Raw genomic sequence first — 16,572 nt, forward strand, 5'->3', positions numbered from 1 at the left:
CGTCGATCCTTAAATCTCGCGCATCAGGGACGCGGGACTATAGGCGAGACGCCATCCGCCTGCAGCAAACGTTTTCAAAGAAGTCCGGGGTGGTTTCTCTAGCGCGGGTAGCAGGTCGAGTCCTGCTGATCCGCAGGCTGAGCATGCTCAGGGCCGGGTCGCGCCGCGGCTGTGTTCTTCGGCCTCGGCGCGGGCGCGGCATTGTTCTTCCGCCGTGCGGCGCTGCATTGGCGTCATGGTGTTTTTCTGTCCGGCCTTGGTGGAGGCCTGGGCTTCCTTCATGCAGGCCTCGATCACTTCGGCCCGGCTGGGCTGGCCTTTGGACTGGGCAGATGTCTGCGCGTCAGCCATGGAGGCGGTCAGGGCGAACACCAGGGCCGGAATGATGAAAAAGAGACGCATCGTGGTCTGGTCCATGTCGTGACAATGACCACTCAGCGATACGCTGCGCCGGCGGGGAGTAAAAGTTACTATTCAGAAACGTACGGGCTCAAGGAATATTCCCGCAATAGCTGTTAATGGGAAGTGCTAATTGCTCCGGCTACGGCGGAACTGGCTGGGGCTATAGCCAAAATTGGCGCGGAACCGGTGATTGAACGTCGACAGGTCGCCAAAGCCTGCGGCATAGGCCACATCTGCCACAGGCGTCGTCGTCACCGCCAGGTTGACGGCGGCGCGGCGCAGCCGCAGGCCGAGGAGATACTGATAGGGCGTGCTGCCCACCACGCGGCGGAAGCTGCGCAGGAAATGATATTTGCTCATGCAGGCAATGCCGGCCAGTGTGGCCAGGTCCAGCGGCTGGTCGGCGTGGGTTTCGATGTGGCGCAGGGCATTGCCGATCCGCCGCCGTTCGGACGTGGTCGGCGCGGTATCGCGGCCACGACCATCGGAGGTCTTCTCGAGCACGGTTTCGGCCAGCCGCAGACAGAAATCCTCGGCCGCCATCCGGCTGTCATCGGCCGCCAGGGTTTCAATCTCCACCAGCAGGGCCGTCAGGTCGGCCCGTGCCGGCAGCATCGGAGCGGCAAAACGGTAGCGGTGCGATCCCGCCGCGCTGGCGGCGATTTCCTCAAACAGTTCGCCCGAGAAATGAAAGGCGATGCAGCGGTCGCCGCTGCCATGGTCATGACCGCATTCGAAACAGGTGCCGGCATTGCCCAGCAGGAAGGAGCCCGGGTGCAGCAAGGCCCGGCCCGACTCGCAACGGTAATGGAACGAGCCTGCTATCACGGCCGAAATCGCCACGTCACCATGCTGTTCCTCGAAAGTCGGGTCCTGCGGACCGAAACGGCAGATGAAGTCGCTCACGCTCCAGCCCTCGCCGCGGGCGATCTGGCGCGCGGACAACCGTTCAGCGGGCGAACTTTCAGGGGGCGGGGCATCGATAACCGGCATGCCGGTAGAATAGCAATTTTCCCCAAGCGGCGGAATGGCGGATCGCGGCAGGATCGGCTTGTCCGTCTGCCATGTCAGACATTGGCGGCGGCGAGAACGGGAGAAGAGCGATGATCAACCATGTTTCGATTGGTGTGCGTAACCTGGCGAAAACCAAAGCGTTTTACGATGCGGCCCTGAAGCCCCTGGGCTATGCCTGCCTCAGCGAAGGCGAAACCTCGCTCGGGTATGGCAAGGACGGCGTGGCCCTGTGGATCAGCCCGAGCGACAGTCCGGTGCCGGCCGACATGAAGTCGGGCCTGCATTTCTGCTTTGACGCTCCCAGCCGCAAGAGCGTCGATGCCTTCCATGCCGCCGCGCTGGCCCATGGCGGCCGCGACAACGGCAAACCCGGCCTGCGTGCCGATTACGATCCGAACTACTACGCCGCCTTCGTGATCGATCCCGATGGCTACCGGATCGAGGCCTATTGCGGCAAGGCGGGCTAAGGAGCAGGGGAAGCGATCATGTCTGCCATACGCAAGGAATTTTCCGTTCCCTCTGATATCGCCCATGTCTGGGCCGCCTTCCGCGACGTGGGCGAGGTTCATCGCGTGCTTGCGCCGGGCTTTGTCACCGATTGCCGCCTGGAAGAGGGCGGCAGCGCGCGCATCGTGACTTTCAGCAATGGTGCGGTGGCGCGTGAGGTGATCGTCGATATCGACGATGCATCCCGCCGACTGGCTTATGCGGCAGTCGGCGGTCGGTTGACGCATCACAATGCCTCGTTTCAGCTTGTCGATGAGGGACCGGGCCGCTGTCGCGTTATATGGCAGGCTGACCTGCTGCCGACCGAGCTGAAGCCGGCAATCGAAGGCATGATGGATCAGGGGGTGGCGGCGATGCAGCGCCGGCTGGAGGGCGGCCTGTGAACTGCTAGGCCAGCCGGTCGCGGATTTCGGCCAGCAGGGCGGCGCTGACCGCATCGCACATGCGCCACACGGTTTCGAATCCGTCCTCCCCGCCGTAATAGGGGTCTGGCACGTCGCGGCCGAAATCCGGCGCATACTCCAGGTACAGCCGCAGCTTGTCGCGATGCTGCGGCGGGCAAAGTTGCAGCAGGATGTCGTAATGGCCCTGGTCCATGGCCAGGATCAGGTCGAAACGCTGGAAATCCGCCGCTTCCACCTGTCGCGCCCGCAGCATGCCGATATCCACGCCGTAGGACCGCGCCTTGGCGGCGCTGCGGCGGTCCGGCGGATGGCCAATGTGATAGCCATGGGTGCCGGCGGAATCGACCACCACGCGGTCATGCAGGCCGGCCTCGCGCAGGCGGTGGCGCAGCAGGCCGTCGGCAGTGGGCGAACGGCAGATATTGCCGGTGCAGACCATCAGGACGGAGAAGGCGGGGGCGGCAGTTGGTGCGGGGGGCATGGCGCAGGTAAAGCATTCCGCTGCGGTATCTGCAAGAGGCTACACAGAATGCCCGCCCCGCCCTAGAGTGGCGGCATGCCAAGCCTGCCGCCCGACGACGAAACCGCCCTGCTGGATGCCAATGCCGCCTTCTATCGCGCCTTTGCCAGCCGCGATATCGATGCCATGGCCGCGCTCTGGGCCAAGTCGGCGCCGGTCTGCTGCATCCATCCCGGCTGGCCACCGCTGATGGGGCGCGACGCGGTGCTGGAAGGCTGGCGCCGCATCATGGCCAACCCGTCCCAGCCGGCCCTGCAGATGACCGGCCCGCGAGTCACGCTGTGGGGAGATGTGGCGCTGGTGATGTGCTTTGAGCGCGTGGAAGACCAGTATCTGATTGCCTCCAACATCTTCGTGCGCGAAGGAAAGGGCTGGAAACTCAGTCATCACCAGGCCGGCCCCGTCGCCACGCCGCCCCAGGGGCTGGCCAGCAACGACGATCCGGAACCGGAAGACGATTTCGAGGATGACGACGATCTCGAAGACGATGACGACGATCTGCCGCCCTCGGGCACGATCCACTGAACGGCCTTAGCCGGCTTTCACCAGCGTTTGAATCCGCACGCCGCCGCCGGCTTCGCGCACCAGGCGGCTTTTCATGAAATCCAGCATGGGCCGCAGCGTCTGATCGATCTGCCAGGGCGGATTGATCAGCAACAGGCCGCTGCCATTCATCTGCCGCGCTTCTTTGGCGGCGCGGATGGTCAGTTCCACGGCGATGGTCTCGGCCTGAACCTGCTTCGCCAGGTCGACCTTCCAGGCATCCACCGTCTTCTGTTCCTTGATCGGATACCAGATGGCGAATTGCCCGACCGGCCAGCGCTGCAGTCCGGCCAGCACGGCTTTCGTCAGGACCGTGAATTCGTCCTTCGCCTCATAGGCCGGATCGATCAGCGCGAGACCCCGACGCGGCGACGGCGGCAGCAGGGCTTTCAGGGCGGCAAAGCCGTCGCGATGATGCACGGCCACACGCGGATCGCGGCCGATATTCTTCTTGAGCGTTTCGGCATCCTGGGGATGCAGTTCGCACAGCGTCAGCCGGTCACCCTCGCGCAAACTCTGTTTCAGCAGCCAGGGCGAACCGGGATAGCGCTGTAAACCCGCGCCCCCCGGCGCCAGTTCGGGATTGAGCGCCTGCAGCGCGGCCAGATAACGCGGCAGCATGCGGCCGGCCGCCGGATCGGCCAGCACGGCGCCCACGCCCAGCCGATATTCGCCGCCGCGCTGGGCTTCGTCCGAAGCCAGGTCATAAATGCCGAGGCCGGCATGGGTATCCAGCAGGTGCACCGGATTGGGCTTGCGGTGCAGGGCATGCAGCAGTTCCAGCAGCACGACGTGCTTGAGCACGTCGCCGACATTGCCGGCATGGAAGGCGTGGCGATAATTCAAGGCGGCAGGCTCAGAGGGTGACGACGATTGGCCCGCGCTTGGTCACCACCAGCGTATGCTCGTACTGCGCCGTCATGATGCCGGGCTCGGTGATCAGGGTCCAGCCGTCGTCATGGTCATCGGCATGCTCGGCACCGGTGGACAGGAACGGCTCGATGGTGAAGACCATGCCTTCCTGCATCACGCGCTTGTCGCGTGGATCATAGAAGCCGGGAATGAAACCCGGCTCCTCGTGCAGGGAATGGCCGACGCCATGGCTGCCCAGGTTGCGGATCACGGTATAGCCGTGATGGTTCGCCGTCTGCTCGATGGCGCGGCCGATGGCATTCAGCTTCTGCCCGGTGCGCACCGCCTGCACGGCGCGGTTCAGCGCCTTGCGCGTGGTCTGGCACAGATGCTCCTGCTCGGGCCGCACCGGCGGCACGATGAAGCTGGCGCCGGTATCGGCGAACACGCCCTCGCGCTCGGCGGAGACATCGATATTCACCATGTCGCCCGGTTGAATCTTCGTGTCGTCGGGAATGCCATGGGCCACGGCATGGTTGATGCTGATGCAGGTGGCGCCGGGGAAATCGTACATCAGCTGCGGTGCAGAGCGGCAGCCTTCCAACTCCAATGCGGCGCGGCCGATCTCGTCCAGTTCCCGGGTGGTCATGCCCGGCTCCAGCTTGCTGCCCATCAGGCGGCAGACCGCGGCCACTACGCCGCCCACGCGGATCAGGCGCTCGAGCTGTTCCTGGCTGTCAATCGTCATGGTCGACTCCTTGTATCGCGCCGGACTATATCATGGGCCATGCTCGATCCCTACCTCCGGCCGCTGATCGATCCGCCGCTGCAAAGGCTGGCGCGCCGTCTGCGCTGGCCCGCCGATGCCGTCACGCTGGGCGGCTGCGTTCTCGGCCTGGCCGCAGCATGGGCGCTGGCGCTTGGCCATGATCATGTGGCGCTTGTGCTGTTCCTGTTCAACCGGCTGGCCGATGGTCTGGATGGCGCGCTGGCACGGATCAGCGGCCCGACGGATCGCGGCGGCTTGCTGGATATCGTGCTGGATTTTTCCGTCTATGCCCTGTTGGCCTTCGCCTTCGCCTGGCGTGATCCGTCTGCCGCCGCGCTGCCCGCCGCCTTCCTGCTGGCCGCGTTCATGACCACGGCCTCCAGCTTCCTCGCCTATGCCGTCATCGCGGCCAAGCGCGGACAGGCCACGGAGAAGCGCGGTCGCAAAAGCTTCTATCACCTCGGCGGGCTCACCGAGGGCACCGAAACCATCCTGTTCTTTGTGCTTTGCCTGGTGCTGCCAGGCTGGTTCCCGGTTCTGGCCTGGATATTCGGCGCATTGTGCTGGCTGACGGCGGCGGGCCGCGTGCTCAGCGGCTGGCGCGATTTCGCTTAGGCTCGCCCGCTACGCCCGAGGGGCCTTCAGCGCCGTCTCGATGGCGGTTACCACCTCGGGCGCCGTCGGGCGCACGCGGGTCGGGAAGATGGCGACGATTCTGCCGTCCGGCCCGATCAGCACCTTGTGGAAATTCCATTGCGGCAGCGCGTCCTCGCCCTTCTGCGCGGCGATCCAGCGATACAGCGGATGGGCATCCGCGCCGGTCACCTTGGCCTTGTCGGCCAGCGGGAAATCGACCTCGAAATTCACCTCGCAGAATTCCTTGATTTCCTTGGCCGAGCCGCGTTCCTGGTTGAAGTCGTTGGACGGCACGCCCAGCACCACCAGCCCGCGCTCCCGATAGCCGGCCCACAGCTTTTGCAGGTCGGCATATTGCGGGGTGTAGCCGCATTGCGAGGCGGTGTTCACCACCAGCACCGCCTTGCCCTTGAACTGGCTCATCGGCAATGGCTGGCCGTCGATGGCGGTGAAGCTGAAATCATGGGCGGTCATGGCGGTTTTTCCAGTCTGTCCGAAGGCGAGGCGGGGCAGCAGGGCCGACACGGCGCCGCCGGCCAGCAGGGCCAGCAGGCTGCGGCGAGCCACAGGGCCTTGATCGGGCAGGGCTTTTATACGGGCAGCCATGGATTCACCCTCCGTTAAGGTGGCGTTTGCTTAACTATAGCGTTGCCATGCGTCCCGACCAGAGCCTTGTGCTGCGGGATTGCCGACGGAGGCTGCCATGCCCACCCTGCCCGGATTGCTCACCTTCGCCGCCCTGTCGCTGGTTGCGCTGGTCGCCGGCGTCAGCCTGACCCGCCTTGTGCCCGCCCTGGCCGGCCAGAATGCCGGCCTCGTCGCCCTGGTGCTGCTCATGCTGTTCTGGGCCCTGCGCGAACGCTGGATGCGTCGCCGCCTGCAGGCGCGGCTGATCGCCGAGATCGATGGCCTGACCGATGAACTGACCCGCATGCGCGGCGAGATTCCGCCGCCGGCCTTTACCGCGATGGCGGTGCCCGAAGCAGCCAACGAAGTCCGGCAGGAGCCGCGCCTGATCCTGCGCGACACGCCCGAGCCGGCCGATGACGGCAGCCTGCTGGATGCCGTGCGCGACGCGCTGAACAACAACCGCGTCGAACTGCATATCCAGCCCATCGTCAGCCTGCCGCAGCGCCGCATCCGCTTCTTCGAATTGCTGGCCCGTCCGCGCGACGCCGAAGGCCAGACCTACCGCGCCGCCGAATGCCTCGATGCGCTGGACTCGGCCGGTCTGCGCGCCGAATTCGACGCGCTGATGCTGCTGCGCAGCGTGCAACTGGTGCGCAAGCTGGAGCAGCGCGCCAAGGATGTCGGCTTTTTCCTCAATCTCTCGCCGGCCATGCTGGCGCAGATCGAGACCTTCAATCCGCTCTACGATTTCCTGCAGCGTGAACGCGAGCATGCCGCCAATATCGTGCTGGAATTCAGCCATGCCGGCATCGCCAGGCTGGATCGCGCGGGCATGTACCGCCTCAGCCGGCTGGCCGCGCTGGGCTTCGCCATTTCGGTGGATGGCATCGACCGTTTCGACGTCGATTTCGCCCTGCTGGCCAAGAATGGCGTGCGCTTCGTGAAATTCGATGCCGCCGTCTTCTCCGATGCCGCCGCGATTGCCAAATCGCCCGTCGATCTGGCCGATCTGCCTGAGATCTGCAAACGGCACAATCTGGTGCCGGTGCTGGGCAAGGTCGAAAGCGAGCAGGAACTGCTCAAGCTGTCCGATCTCGACTTCCCGCTCGGCCAGGGCATGCTGTTCGGCGTGCCCAAGCTTGCCAAGGCGGCTTAAGCGCGCACGGCGATCAGCGCATCCGCCAGTTCGACGAAACCGCGTCCGCCCTCGCTTGGCGTAACATACGCCGGCGGCGAGGCGATACGGTCGAGGAAGGGCGTCACATTGGCGACGCCGACACTGTGCGGGAAATAGCCGAACATCGGCGCATCGTTCGGGCTGTCACCGGCAAATACCACACTGTCGCGGATCGTCTCTAAATCCTCGCCGAAGATGTCGCGGAAGAACACCCGCGTCATGCTCAGCTTGTCCCATTCGCCGAACCAGCCATTCACATGAATCGAGCTGACCTTCGCCGTCGCGCCGGCTTGCTCGAACAATGCGACGATTTTGTCCACGGCTTCGCGTGGCAGGGGCGGCACATCCTCGCAGAAGTCCACGGCCAGGTCGCATTCGCGGTATTGCTGGTCGGAGGCCAGCGCGCAGCCTGGCACTTCGCGCAGGATCGTCTCGGAAAGCGCGGCCAGCTTCGTCCGCGCCGCTTGGCGTTCGGCATCGCTCTGGAAGAAGCGCCGGCGCATCACTTTCGCATCGCGGTCGTAACGCATATAAAGCGCACCGTTCTCGCCCACGATGCCGTCCACCGGCCAGAAGCGCGCGATCAGGTCGCACCAGCCTGCGGGGCGCCCGGTGATCGGAATCACCTGAAAGCCGGCCACCTGCAGGCGCTCCAGCGCGGCATAGGCGTCTGCCGTCAGCCGGCCATGGCTGGTCAGGGTGTCGTCAATATCGGTCAGCACGTAGCGGATGGCGCGGCGTTGACCTTCGGTAAAGGCGGATAAAGGCTGGATGGCGGGCATAACGTCCGGACGGAAGTCGAAAGGGCGGGGTGTTGCCCGGCAATGGCTGGGCCGCGTATAGTCGCCGCGCCCGCAAACCCCGTCAACCGCTCGCCAAATCAAGGGACCCGATCAGCATGACCTATCAGGCTTTGCACGGCTATTACCTGGAAGACCTGTCGGTCGGCATGTCGGAAACCTACACCAAGACGGTGAGCGAGGCCGATATCGTGGCCTTCGCCGATCTCTCGGGTGATACCAATCCGGTGCATCTGAACGAGGAATTCGCCGCCGCCACGCCGTTCAAGGGCCGCATCGCCCATGGCATGCTGGGCGCGGCTTTGCTCAGCACCGTGTTTGGCACCAAGCTGCCCGGCCCGGGCTGCATCTATATCTCGCAGGATCTGCGCTTCAAGGCGCCGGTGCGCATCGGCGATACCGTGGTGGCGAAAGTCACCATCACCGAGATCGTGCCGGAAAAGCGCCGGGTGAAATTCGCCTGCGAGTGCCGCGTCGGCGATATGGTCGTGATCGAGGGTGAGGCCGCCCTGATGGTCAGCCGTCGCCCGAAGTAATCCGGATACGCCAATCATGCGGCTGCTGCGGTCCAGCGCCAGTTTCCCGCCCGCCCTTCGCGGCGCCGTTGCCGCCATCGGCAATTTCGACGGCGTGCATCTGGGCCATCGCGCCCTGATCGCGGCGGCACGCGCGCAGGCGGAAAAAAACGGCGGCAAGCCCGTGGCAGTGATGACCTTCGAGCCGCATCCGCGCCGCTTCTTCGTGCCATCATCGCCGCCCTTCCGGCTGGATGCGCTGGAAACCAAGGCGCGCATCCTGGAGGGACTGGGCGTCAATGCCACACTGGCCCTGCCATTCGATGCGCAGCTCGCTTCCCAGTCGCCGCAGGATTTCGTCGATCACATCCTGGCCCGCGATATAGGTGTAAGCCATGTGGTGGTGGGTTACGATTTCACTTTCGGCAAGGCGCGGTCGGGTAATACCGATCTGCTGCGCGAGCTGGGTGCGGGGCACGGCATCGGTGTTACCGTGGTGGCGGCGCAGGGTGACGCAGAGGCCTATTCCTCCTCGCGCGTGCGCAAACTGCTGGAAGCCGGCGACCTGGCCGAAGCCAACCGCCTGCTAGCAAGGCCCTGGGAGATTGTGGGCCTCGTCGAGCACGGCGATAAGCGCGGCCGCGAACTGGGTTATCCCACCGCCAATGTGGCGCTGACCGATTTCCAGGTGCCGAAATTCGGTATCTATGCCGTGCGCTGCGAGGTCGATGGCCGGCGGCATGACGGCGTCGCCAGCCTCGGCATCCGGCCCACCTTCGATCAGACCGACGTGAAGCTGGAAGTCTACCTGTTCGACTTCTCGGGCGATCTCTATGGCCGTTCCATGCGGGTCGAATTCCACGCCTTCCTGCGGCCGGAGCTGAAATACGAAGGCCCCGAGGCATTGAAACGCCAGATCGCCATGGATGTGACTGAGGCGAAGCGCGTTTTGGCGCAGGCCTGAGCCACCCCATGCTCGATCATGTTTCCATCACTGTGCCCGACATAGCCGCCGTGCGCAGCTTTTACGATGCCGTGATGCAGGCGCTGGGTTATCCCTGCGTCTATGTCAAAGACGGTGCCGTGGGCTATGGCCTGCGTGCACGGCCGGATGCACCCGGGCGCAGCTATATCTCGATCCTGCAATCGCCTGCCATGCAGCCCGACCCGCGTCGGCACTGGTGCTTCAAGGCTGCCAGTCATGAGCAGGTGCGTGCCTTTTATGCCGCTGCCCTGCAGGCGGGCGGGCGCGACGATGGGCCGCCTGGCCCGCGGCCGCATTACCATGATCGTTATTACGCCGCCTTCGTGATCGATCCGGCCGGCAACCGCATCGAGGCGGCTTGCCACGTCTGATGGCGCGGCCCGCCTCGACAGTTTTTGGCCCAGATGCTAAATCATCACCATGCTTGGGCACTTCGCCATATTCCGGGGCACCCCGACGGCCCGAATTAGCGGCCCGGTCCTTTTCTAAGGCCCGGGATTTCCTCGACTTTTCCTGACATGTCGCGCCGCCCGCCCTGCCAGAGCAGGTCCGGCCGCATTCCCCGAGTAGACCGATGACCAAAGACTATCGCCCGACCGTCTTCCTGCCCACCACCGATTTTCCGATGAAGGCCGGCCTGCCGGCCAAGGAGCCGGAGATCCTGGCCCGCTGGGAAAAGATCGGCCTGTATGAAAAGCTGCGCGCCGATTCAAAGGGCCGCGAGAAATTCGTGCTGCATGACGGCCCGCCCTATGCCAACGGCAACCTGCATCTGGGCCATGCGCTGAACAAGATCCTGAAGGACACCATCAACCGCTCGCGGCAGATGATGGGTTATGACGCCAATTACGTGCCGGGCTGGGACTGCCATGGCCTGCCGATCGAGTGGAAGATCGAGGAGAAATACCGCGCCGCCGGCAAGAACAAGGACGACGTGCCGATCGACGAGTTCCGCAAGGAATGCCGCGATTTCGCCGACCACTGGATCGCCATCCAGCGTGAGGAATTCAAGCGGCTGGGCGTGATCGGCGACTGGAAGAATCCCTACACCACGATGAGTTTCGGCGCCGAAGCCCAGATCGTGCGCGAGATCCACAAGTTCCTGATGAATGGTGGCCTGTTCAAGGGCTCCAAGCCGGTGATGTGGTCCATCGTCGAACGCACCGCCCTGGCCGAAGCCGAGGTCGAGTATCACGAGCACACCTCGCATACCGTCTTCGTCAAATTCCCGGTGGTGAAAGCGCCGGTGAAGGCCCTGGACGGTGCCAGCATCGTGATCTGGACCACCACGCCCTGGACCCTGCCGGGCAACCGCGCCATCGCGCTGTCCAAGGACGCCGAGTATGTGCGCCTACGCGTGGACGCGGTGGGCGAGAAGTCGCTGGCGAAGGTGGGCGACGAGATCGTGGTGGCGAAGGAACTGGCCGAAACCGTGGCCAAGGCCTGCACGCTTGAGGCCATCTCCACCATCGCGACGCTGAAAGGCGCTGATATCGTCGGCACCATCTGCGCCCATCCCTTGCGCACGCAGGGTTTCGCCTTCGACGTGCCGGTTCTGCATGGCGATTTCGTCACCTTGGATGCGGGCACCGGTTTTGTGCATATCGCGCCGGGCCATGGCGCCGACGATTACAATCTCGGCATGGCCAACGGCATCGAGGTGCCGCATACGGTGGATGCCGATGGCCGCTATTTCCGTCATGTGCCGGTTTTCGGCGGCGACAGTCCGGCTCGCGTGCTCGACGATGCCGGCAAGGAAGGCGATGCCAATGCCCGCGTGATCGCGGTGATGACTGAGGCCGGTGCGCTGCTCGGCCGCGGCCGCCTGCGCCACCAGTATCCGCATTCCTGGCGCTCGAAAGCTCCGCTGATCTTCCGCAACACGCCGCAATGGTTCATCTCGATGACCACCAACGACCTGCGCAGGAAGGCTCTGGCGGCCATCGACGCCACCGCTTTCTATCCGCCGCAGGGCCGCAACCGGCTGTATTCCATGATCGAGCAGCGGCCCGACTGGGTGATCAGCCGCCAGCGTGCCTGGGGCGTGCCGATCGCCGTGTTCGAGAACAGGGAAACCGGCGATCTGCTGCGCGATCCGGAAGTGAACGAGCGCATCGTGCATGCCTGCCTGAAGGGCGGCGCGGATGCCTGGTTCACGGCCAAGCCCGAGGATTTCCTGGGCGGCAAATACAAGGCCGAAGACTGGAAGATGGTGACCGACATCCTGGATGTCTGGTTCGATTCCGGCTCGACCCATGCCTTCGTGCTGGAGCAGCGGCCCGATCTGAAATGGCCGGCCTCGCTGTATCTGGAGGGCTCCGACCAGCATCGCGGCTGGTTCCATTCGTCGCTGCTCGAAAGCTGCGGCACGCGTGGCCGCGCGCCCTATGATGCCGTGCTGACCCATGGCTTCCTGCTCGACGAGAAGGGCCGGAAGATGTCTAAGTCGCTCGGCAACTCGGTCGAGCCGCAGGACGTGATCAAGCAGTCGGGCGCCGATATCCTGCGCCTGTGGGTGGCCTCGGCCAATTACAACGACGATCTCAGCGTGGGGCCCAAGATCATCCAGGCCCAGGTGGATGCCTATCGACGCCTGCGCAACACGCTGCGTTATCTGCTCGGCAACCTGGCCGGTTTCGAGGAATCCGAACGCCTGCCGCATGCCGAGATGCCGGAACTGGAGCGCTGGGTGCTGCATCGCCTGGCCGAACTGGGCCAGGTGGTGCGCGAAAGCTGCGAGGAATACGATTTCCATCGCATGTATGTGGCGCTGTATAATTTCTGCGCCGTCGACCTGTCAGGCTTCTATTTCGATATCCGCAAGGACGCGCTGTATTGCGACGCACCGACGAGTGTTCGCCGCCGTGCTGCCCGCACCGTGCTGGATCACCTGTTCAACTGCCTGGTGAAATGGCTGGCGCCGATCATCTGCTACACGGCGGAAGAAGCCTGGCTGACGCGCTATCCCTCCGAGGATGGCAGCGTGCACCGCGAGGTCTGGCCGGCGTTGCCCGAGGCATGGCTCGATCCGGCGCTGGGCGCCAAGTGGGAGCGCGTGCGCCGCGTGCGCCGCGCCGTCACTGGCGCGCTGGAAATCGAGCGTGCCGAAAAACGCATCGGCGCCAGCCTGCAGGCGCATCCGGTGGTCTATGTGGGTGGCGAAGACCTGGCCGCGCTGGCCGATCTGGATTTCGCCGAAATCTGCATTACCTCGGGCATCACTCTGCGTGAGGGCGAGGGGCCGGCGGAAGCCTATCGCAGCGACGATGCCAAGGGCGTCGCCGTGGTGCCGCAACTGGCCGAGGGCCGCAAATGCGAACGCTGTTGGCAGGTATTGCCCGATGTTGGGCATGTGCATGGTCATGACGACCTGTGCCGCCGCTGCGCCACCGCTGTTGATGCCGTGGCTGGCAACGGGGGTGGGGTCGCCGCATGACGCTGCGCTTGGGCCTTGCCGTTGCCTTGCTGATCCTGGTCGCCGATCAGGTCAGCAAGTTTTTCCTGCTCGACCTGATGCAGCAGAATCCACAGGGCATCGTGATCGCGCCGTTCTTCAATCTGGTGCTGGTCTGGAATACCGGCGTCAGCTTCGGCCTGTTCCAGGAAGACACGCCGCTGCGCAATTGGACCCTGATCGGAGTGGCGGCGGCCGTGCTGGTCTGGCTGCTGGTCTGGCTGTGGCGGGCGCAGGGCCGATTGATCGGTGCGGCACTGGGTCTGATTGTCGGCGGTGCCATTGGCAACATCATCGACCGTTATCGTTTCGGCGCGGTGTTTGATTTCCTCGATTTCCATGCCTTCGGCTGGCATTGGCCCGCCTTCAATGTGGCCGACAGCGCCATCGTGATCGGCGTCGGCCTGCTGCTGCTCGACGGTTTCCGCACGCGCCCTCCCAGCACTTGATGGCTCGCGATTGATTGGCGCCGTCAATCGGTTGACGCCAATTGATTGACTGGAGGCAAAAAGTGCTACTTGGGGTCGCATAGAGCTTCGCTCATTCGTTGCATCGCCCGGGGAATGATGGCAGCATTCCAAAAGAGGGGTGGGCGAGAGGCAGGATGCTTCCATCGTGCAAAGGCCCCGGCCGGCTCGACCGGCAGGGGGACACCGAACGGGAAATGCTGCGCAAATGGATTGCGGTGGGCAGCGTCCTGAAGGCCTGCGCATGATGCAGACCCCGGCCCGTCGTAAATTTTCCCGGCACCAGCTTTCGGCCAAACAGGTCAAGGTGACCGTGATCGCCGCCTTGTTGCTTGGCTTCATCTCCAGCCTGTTCCAGCTTGGCTTCGACATCCGCAACGAATTGAACCAGCGCCAGGCCACCGTGGTTCAGGTGATGGACATGCTGAACGATGCGGCCTCGCAGGCGGCTTATGCACTGGACGAGCAATTGGCGGCTCGTGTGGTCAGCGGCCTGCTGCTCTATCAGCCGATCTGGCGCGCCGAGATTTATGACAATTACGGCCGTCGCATGGCCCTGCAGGAGCGCGAACGGCAACAGGCGCGACCTGAAGGTCTGCTGCATCTGCTGCCAACTGGCGATGAGATGTTGAGCCGGCCGCTTTATGGTCCGCGCGACCGCGACCTGGTCGGCGAGATGCGTGTCGCTGTTGATGGCACTCTACTGGCGCAAAGTATTGTCAAGCGCACCTGGCTGGTGATCGGCACCGGTTTCGTGCGCAATTTCGTGCTCGCTCTGATTCTCGCCGTGCTGTTCTACTACACGCTGACGCGACCGCTGCTGTCGCTGGTGGCGCAGATCGAGCGCGCCGATCCGCGCCGGCCCGAGGAATCGCGCATCAGCGTGCCGGCACGGCATAATGCCGACGAATTTGGCCTGCTGGCCGAACGGGTCAACGCCATCCTCGGTGCCAGCGGCGAGCATCTGGCGGAAGTCGAGCGCAGCCGAGAGATGCTGCGCAGCGTGCTGGACGCGATTCCCGCGCTGATCAGCCTGAAGGACGTGGCCGGACGCTATCTGCTGGTGAACAGCCGTGTGGTCGAAGTATTCGGCCAGTCATCGGAGGAAATCGTCGGTCGCCGCCTCGATGAACTGGCTTTGCCCGGCTTGGCGCCGGAGCATCGCGACGAGTTCATCCGTTTCAATGCCGAGAACGAAGCGGCGATGACGGCGCGAGGACAACCGGTGCTGAATCTGGAATGCACCTATTACCTGGCCGATGCGCCGCAATTCACCATGCTGGAGAACAAGGTGCCGCTGCTGGATACCGGTGGCGAGGTCAATGGCATCATCTCGATCGCCCTCGACATCAGCGAACGCAAACTGGCCGAACGCGCGCTGGATGAGGCCAATGCGCGGCTGCGCGGCCAGGCCGAGGATCTGGAGCGGCTGGCCTCTTCCTACGCCCGCGAACGCGAGCATGCCATTGCCGCCAACCGTGCCAAATCGGAATTCCTCGCCAACATGAGCCACGAACTGCGCACGCCGCTCAATGCCATCATCGGTTTCGCCGAGGTGATCACGCTGCGCATGTGGGGCGCCAATTCGGAACGGTATTTCGATTATGCCGGGGATATCGTGATGAGCGCGCGGCACCTGCTGCATGTCATCAACGACATCCTCGACATGTCGAAGATCGAAGCCGGGCGGTATGAGCTGACGCTGGAGGAACAGGCGCTGTCCACCGTGATCAACGATTGCCTGACCATCGTGCGCGGTCGTGCCCAGGAAGCCGATCTCGGTCTGAACAACCTTTTTTCCGCCGACTGCCCGCCGATGCGCATCGATGCCCGTGCCATCAAGCAAGTCCTGCTCAATCTGCTGTCCAACGCGATCAAGTTCACGCCGGCCGGCGGCGAGGTGACGGTCGCCGGCGGGCGCGAGGCGAATGGCGACATCGTGATCACGGTGAGCGACACCGGCAGCGGTATCCGGCCTGAAAACCTGGAGCGGATCTTCGAACCCTTCTGGCAGGGCGACCCCAATATCCGCCGCCGCAGCGAGGGCACCGGGCTGGGCCTGGCGATCAGCCGGAAATTCGTCGAGCTGCATGGCGGAAGCCTGAATCTGGCCAATGGCGTACAGCGCGGCGCCGTAGCCACGATTCGTCTGCCGGGGCGTCTGGTCGTCTCGGGCTGAAATCGCGGTTCTCCGCCAGAATGACGGTTTCCGCCGCCCTTGTGCCCGAGGGGCGGGCAAGGGTAAAATCCCGCCGCCTTAAGCAACAGGGGAAAGTCTCGCCATGAGTCGACCGAATATTGCCGGCCGACGCCTGTGGGTGGCCTGCGCCATCCTGACGCTGCCCGTCGCCCTCGCCGGGTGCGATACCACGCGCGATGCGCTCGGGCTGAACAAGAAGGCGCCTGACGAATTCGCCGTTGTCACCAAGGCACCGTTGGTGCTGCCACCGGAATTCGGCCTGCGTCCGCCCGAGCCGGGTGCGCCGCGTCCGCAGGAAGTGCCCGCACGCGACCGCGCCGCCGCCGCCCTGTCGGGCCGGACCGATGCCGCCGCCGGTCAGCTGACGCCGCTCAGCCGCGATCCCAATGCCACCGCAGCCCAGCGTTCGGCCGGTGAAAGCGCCCTGCTGCAGCAGGCCAAGGCCACCAACGCCGATCCCGACATTCGCCGCAAGGTGAATGACGAATTCACCCAGTTGGCTGAACGCGACCGTCGTTTGGTCGACCGTCTGATCTTCTGGCAGAAACCCGACGACGCGGGCCTGGCCGTGGATGCGTCCAAGGAAGCCCAGCGCCTGCGCGAGAATGCCGCCACCGGCAAACCGCCGACGGCGGGCGATGTGCCAACCGTCAAGCGCCGCGAACGCGGCCCGCTGGAAGGCATCTTCTAACGGAGG

General features: G+C 64.4%; 19 protein-coding genes. 12 read left to right on the plus strand and 7 right to left on the minus strand.

Annotated features, from left to right (window positions below; all coding sequences use genetic code 11):
• Positions 1–147 precede the first annotated feature (147 nt).
• Together ACE3OO_RS14130 and ACE3OO_RS14135 are read right to left on the minus strand one after the other, a co-directional pair.
• A complete protein-coding gene (locus ACE3OO_RS14130; RefSeq protein ID WP_374303992.1) occupies positions 148–402 on the minus strand; it encodes a hypothetical protein in 255 nt (84 codons plus the stop codon).
• Between the two features lie 126 nt (positions 403–528).
• A complete protein-coding gene (locus ACE3OO_RS14135) occupies positions 529–1,308 on the minus strand; it encodes a helix-turn-helix domain-containing protein (protein ID WP_374303993.1) in 780 nt (259 codons plus the stop codon).
• A gap of 197 nt (positions 1,309–1,505) precedes the next feature.
• On the opposite strand from ACE3OO_RS14135, the gene ACE3OO_RS14140 reads away from it, so the two are divergent.
• Together ACE3OO_RS14140 and ACE3OO_RS14145 are read left to right on the plus strand one after the other, a co-directional pair.
• Complete coding sequence (locus tag ACE3OO_RS14140) at positions 1,506–1,883, plus strand: VOC family protein (protein WP_374303995.1); 378 nt, start codon at positions 1,506–1,508, stop codon at positions 1,881–1,883.
• Positions 1,884–1,901: 18 nt separating this feature from the next.
• On the plus strand, positions 1,902–2,306 hold the full coding sequence (locus ACE3OO_RS14145) for an SRPBCC family protein (protein WP_374303997.1): 405 nt from the start codon (positions 1,902–1,904) through the stop codon (positions 2,304–2,306).
• A gap of 4 nt (positions 2,307–2,310) precedes the next feature.
• Here the strand turns inward: ACE3OO_RS14145 and ACE3OO_RS14150 are convergent, their stop codons facing one another.
• Positions 2,311–2,808, minus strand: a complete 498-nt coding sequence (locus tag ACE3OO_RS14150; protein WP_374303999.1) for a low molecular weight protein-tyrosine-phosphatase — start codon at positions 2,806–2,808, stop codon at positions 2,311–2,313.
• A gap of 75 nt (positions 2,809–2,883) precedes the next feature.
• On the opposite strand from ACE3OO_RS14150, the gene ACE3OO_RS14155 reads away from it, so the two are divergent.
• Positions 2,884–3,372, plus strand: a complete 489-nt coding sequence (locus ACE3OO_RS14155) for a nuclear transport factor 2 family protein (RefSeq protein WP_374304001.1) — start codon at positions 2,884–2,886, stop codon at positions 3,370–3,372.
• 6 nt (positions 3,373–3,378) lie between these two features.
• On the opposite strand, the gene ACE3OO_RS14160 is transcribed toward ACE3OO_RS14155, so the two are convergent.
• Both ACE3OO_RS14160 and map read right to left on the minus strand, forming a co-directional pair.
• Positions 3,379–4,236 carry a 23S rRNA (adenine(2030)-N(6))-methyltransferase RlmJ gene (locus ACE3OO_RS14160; protein ID WP_374304002.1) on the minus strand — a complete coding sequence of 286 codons (858 nt, stop codon included), beginning with the start codon at positions 4,234–4,236 and terminating at the stop codon, positions 3,379–3,381.
• A gap of 10 nt (positions 4,237–4,246) precedes the next feature.
• Positions 4,247–4,990, minus strand: a complete 744-nt coding sequence (map, locus tag ACE3OO_RS14165) for a type I methionyl aminopeptidase (RefSeq protein ID WP_374304003.1) — start codon at positions 4,988–4,990, stop codon at positions 4,247–4,249.
• A 39-nt stretch (positions 4,991–5,029) separates the two neighbouring features.
• Between map and ACE3OO_RS14170 the strand changes: the two genes are divergently transcribed.
• Complete coding sequence (locus ACE3OO_RS14170; protein WP_374304005.1) at positions 5,030–5,626, plus strand: CDP-alcohol phosphatidyltransferase family protein; 597 nt, start codon at positions 5,030–5,032, stop codon at positions 5,624–5,626.
• A 9-nt stretch (positions 5,627–5,635) separates the two neighbouring features.
• Here the strand turns inward: ACE3OO_RS14170 and ACE3OO_RS14175 are convergent, their stop codons facing one another.
• Positions 5,636–6,253: a glutathione peroxidase gene (locus ACE3OO_RS14175; RefSeq protein ID WP_374304006.1), complete on the minus strand. Its 618-nt coding sequence runs from the start codon at positions 6,251–6,253 to the stop codon at positions 5,636–5,638.
• A 97-nt stretch (positions 6,254–6,350) separates the two neighbouring features.
• Here ACE3OO_RS14175 and ACE3OO_RS14180 point away from each other — a divergent pair, with 97 nt between their 5' ends.
• Positions 6,351–7,433 carry an EAL domain-containing protein gene (locus ACE3OO_RS14180; protein ID WP_374304008.1) on the plus strand — a complete coding sequence of 361 codons (1,083 nt, stop codon included), beginning with the start codon at positions 6,351–6,353 and terminating at the stop codon, positions 7,431–7,433.
• On the opposite strand, the gene ACE3OO_RS14185 is transcribed toward ACE3OO_RS14180, so the two are convergent.
• Positions 7,430–8,236 carry an HAD-IIB family hydrolase gene (locus ACE3OO_RS14185; RefSeq protein WP_374304009.1) on the minus strand — a complete coding sequence of 269 codons (807 nt, stop codon included), beginning with the start codon at positions 8,234–8,236 and terminating at the stop codon, positions 7,430–7,432. The genes ACE3OO_RS14180 and ACE3OO_RS14185 overlap by 4 nt on opposite strands.
• A 116-nt stretch (positions 8,237–8,352) precedes the next feature.
• Here ACE3OO_RS14185 and ACE3OO_RS14190 point away from each other — a divergent pair, with 116 nt between their 5' ends.
• The 7 genes from ACE3OO_RS14190 to ACE3OO_RS14220 all read left to right on the plus strand — a co-directional run bounded on the left by ACE3OO_RS14190 (position 8,353) and on the right by ACE3OO_RS14220 (position 16,566).
• Entirely contained in the window at positions 8,353–8,790 is a 438-nt protein-coding gene (locus ACE3OO_RS14190) for a MaoC family dehydratase (protein WP_374304011.1), read from the plus strand.
• Between the two features lie 16 nt (positions 8,791–8,806).
• A complete protein-coding gene (locus ACE3OO_RS14195; RefSeq protein ID WP_374304012.1) occupies positions 8,807–9,733 on the plus strand; it encodes a bifunctional riboflavin kinase/FAD synthetase in 927 nt (308 codons plus the stop codon).
• An 8-nt stretch (positions 9,734–9,741) separates the two neighbouring features.
• Positions 9,742–10,125 carry a VOC family protein gene (locus tag ACE3OO_RS14200; protein ID WP_374304014.1) on the plus strand — a complete coding sequence of 128 codons (384 nt, stop codon included), beginning with the start codon at positions 9,742–9,744 and terminating at the stop codon, positions 10,123–10,125.
• Between the two features lie 203 nt (positions 10,126–10,328).
• Entirely contained in the window at positions 10,329–13,190 is a 2,862-nt protein-coding gene (ileS, locus tag ACE3OO_RS14205) for an isoleucine--tRNA ligase (protein ID WP_374304016.1), read from the plus strand.
• Positions 13,187–13,657 carry a signal peptidase II gene (gene lspA / locus ACE3OO_RS14210; RefSeq protein ID WP_374304017.1) on the plus strand — a complete coding sequence of 157 codons (471 nt, stop codon included), beginning with the start codon at positions 13,187–13,189 and terminating at the stop codon, positions 13,655–13,657. Before ileS ends, lspA begins: the two co-directional genes overlap by 4 nt.
• A 262-nt stretch (positions 13,658–13,919) precedes the next feature.
• Positions 13,920–15,854 carry a PAS domain-containing sensor histidine kinase gene (locus ACE3OO_RS14215; protein ID WP_374304018.1) on the plus strand — a complete coding sequence of 645 codons (1,935 nt, stop codon included), beginning with the start codon at positions 13,920–13,922 and terminating at the stop codon, positions 15,852–15,854.
• Between the two features lie 103 nt (positions 15,855–15,957).
• Positions 15,958–16,566, plus strand: a complete 609-nt coding sequence (locus tag ACE3OO_RS14220; RefSeq protein ID WP_374304020.1) for a DUF3035 domain-containing protein — start codon at positions 15,958–15,960, stop codon at positions 16,564–16,566.
• Positions 16,567–16,572: the final 6 nt, after the last annotated feature.

Source organism: Ferrovibrio sp., from assembly GCF_041906005.1.
In the GTDB taxonomy this organism is placed as follows: Bacteria; Pseudomonadota; Alphaproteobacteria; order Ferrovibrionales; family Ferrovibrionaceae; genus Ferrovibrio.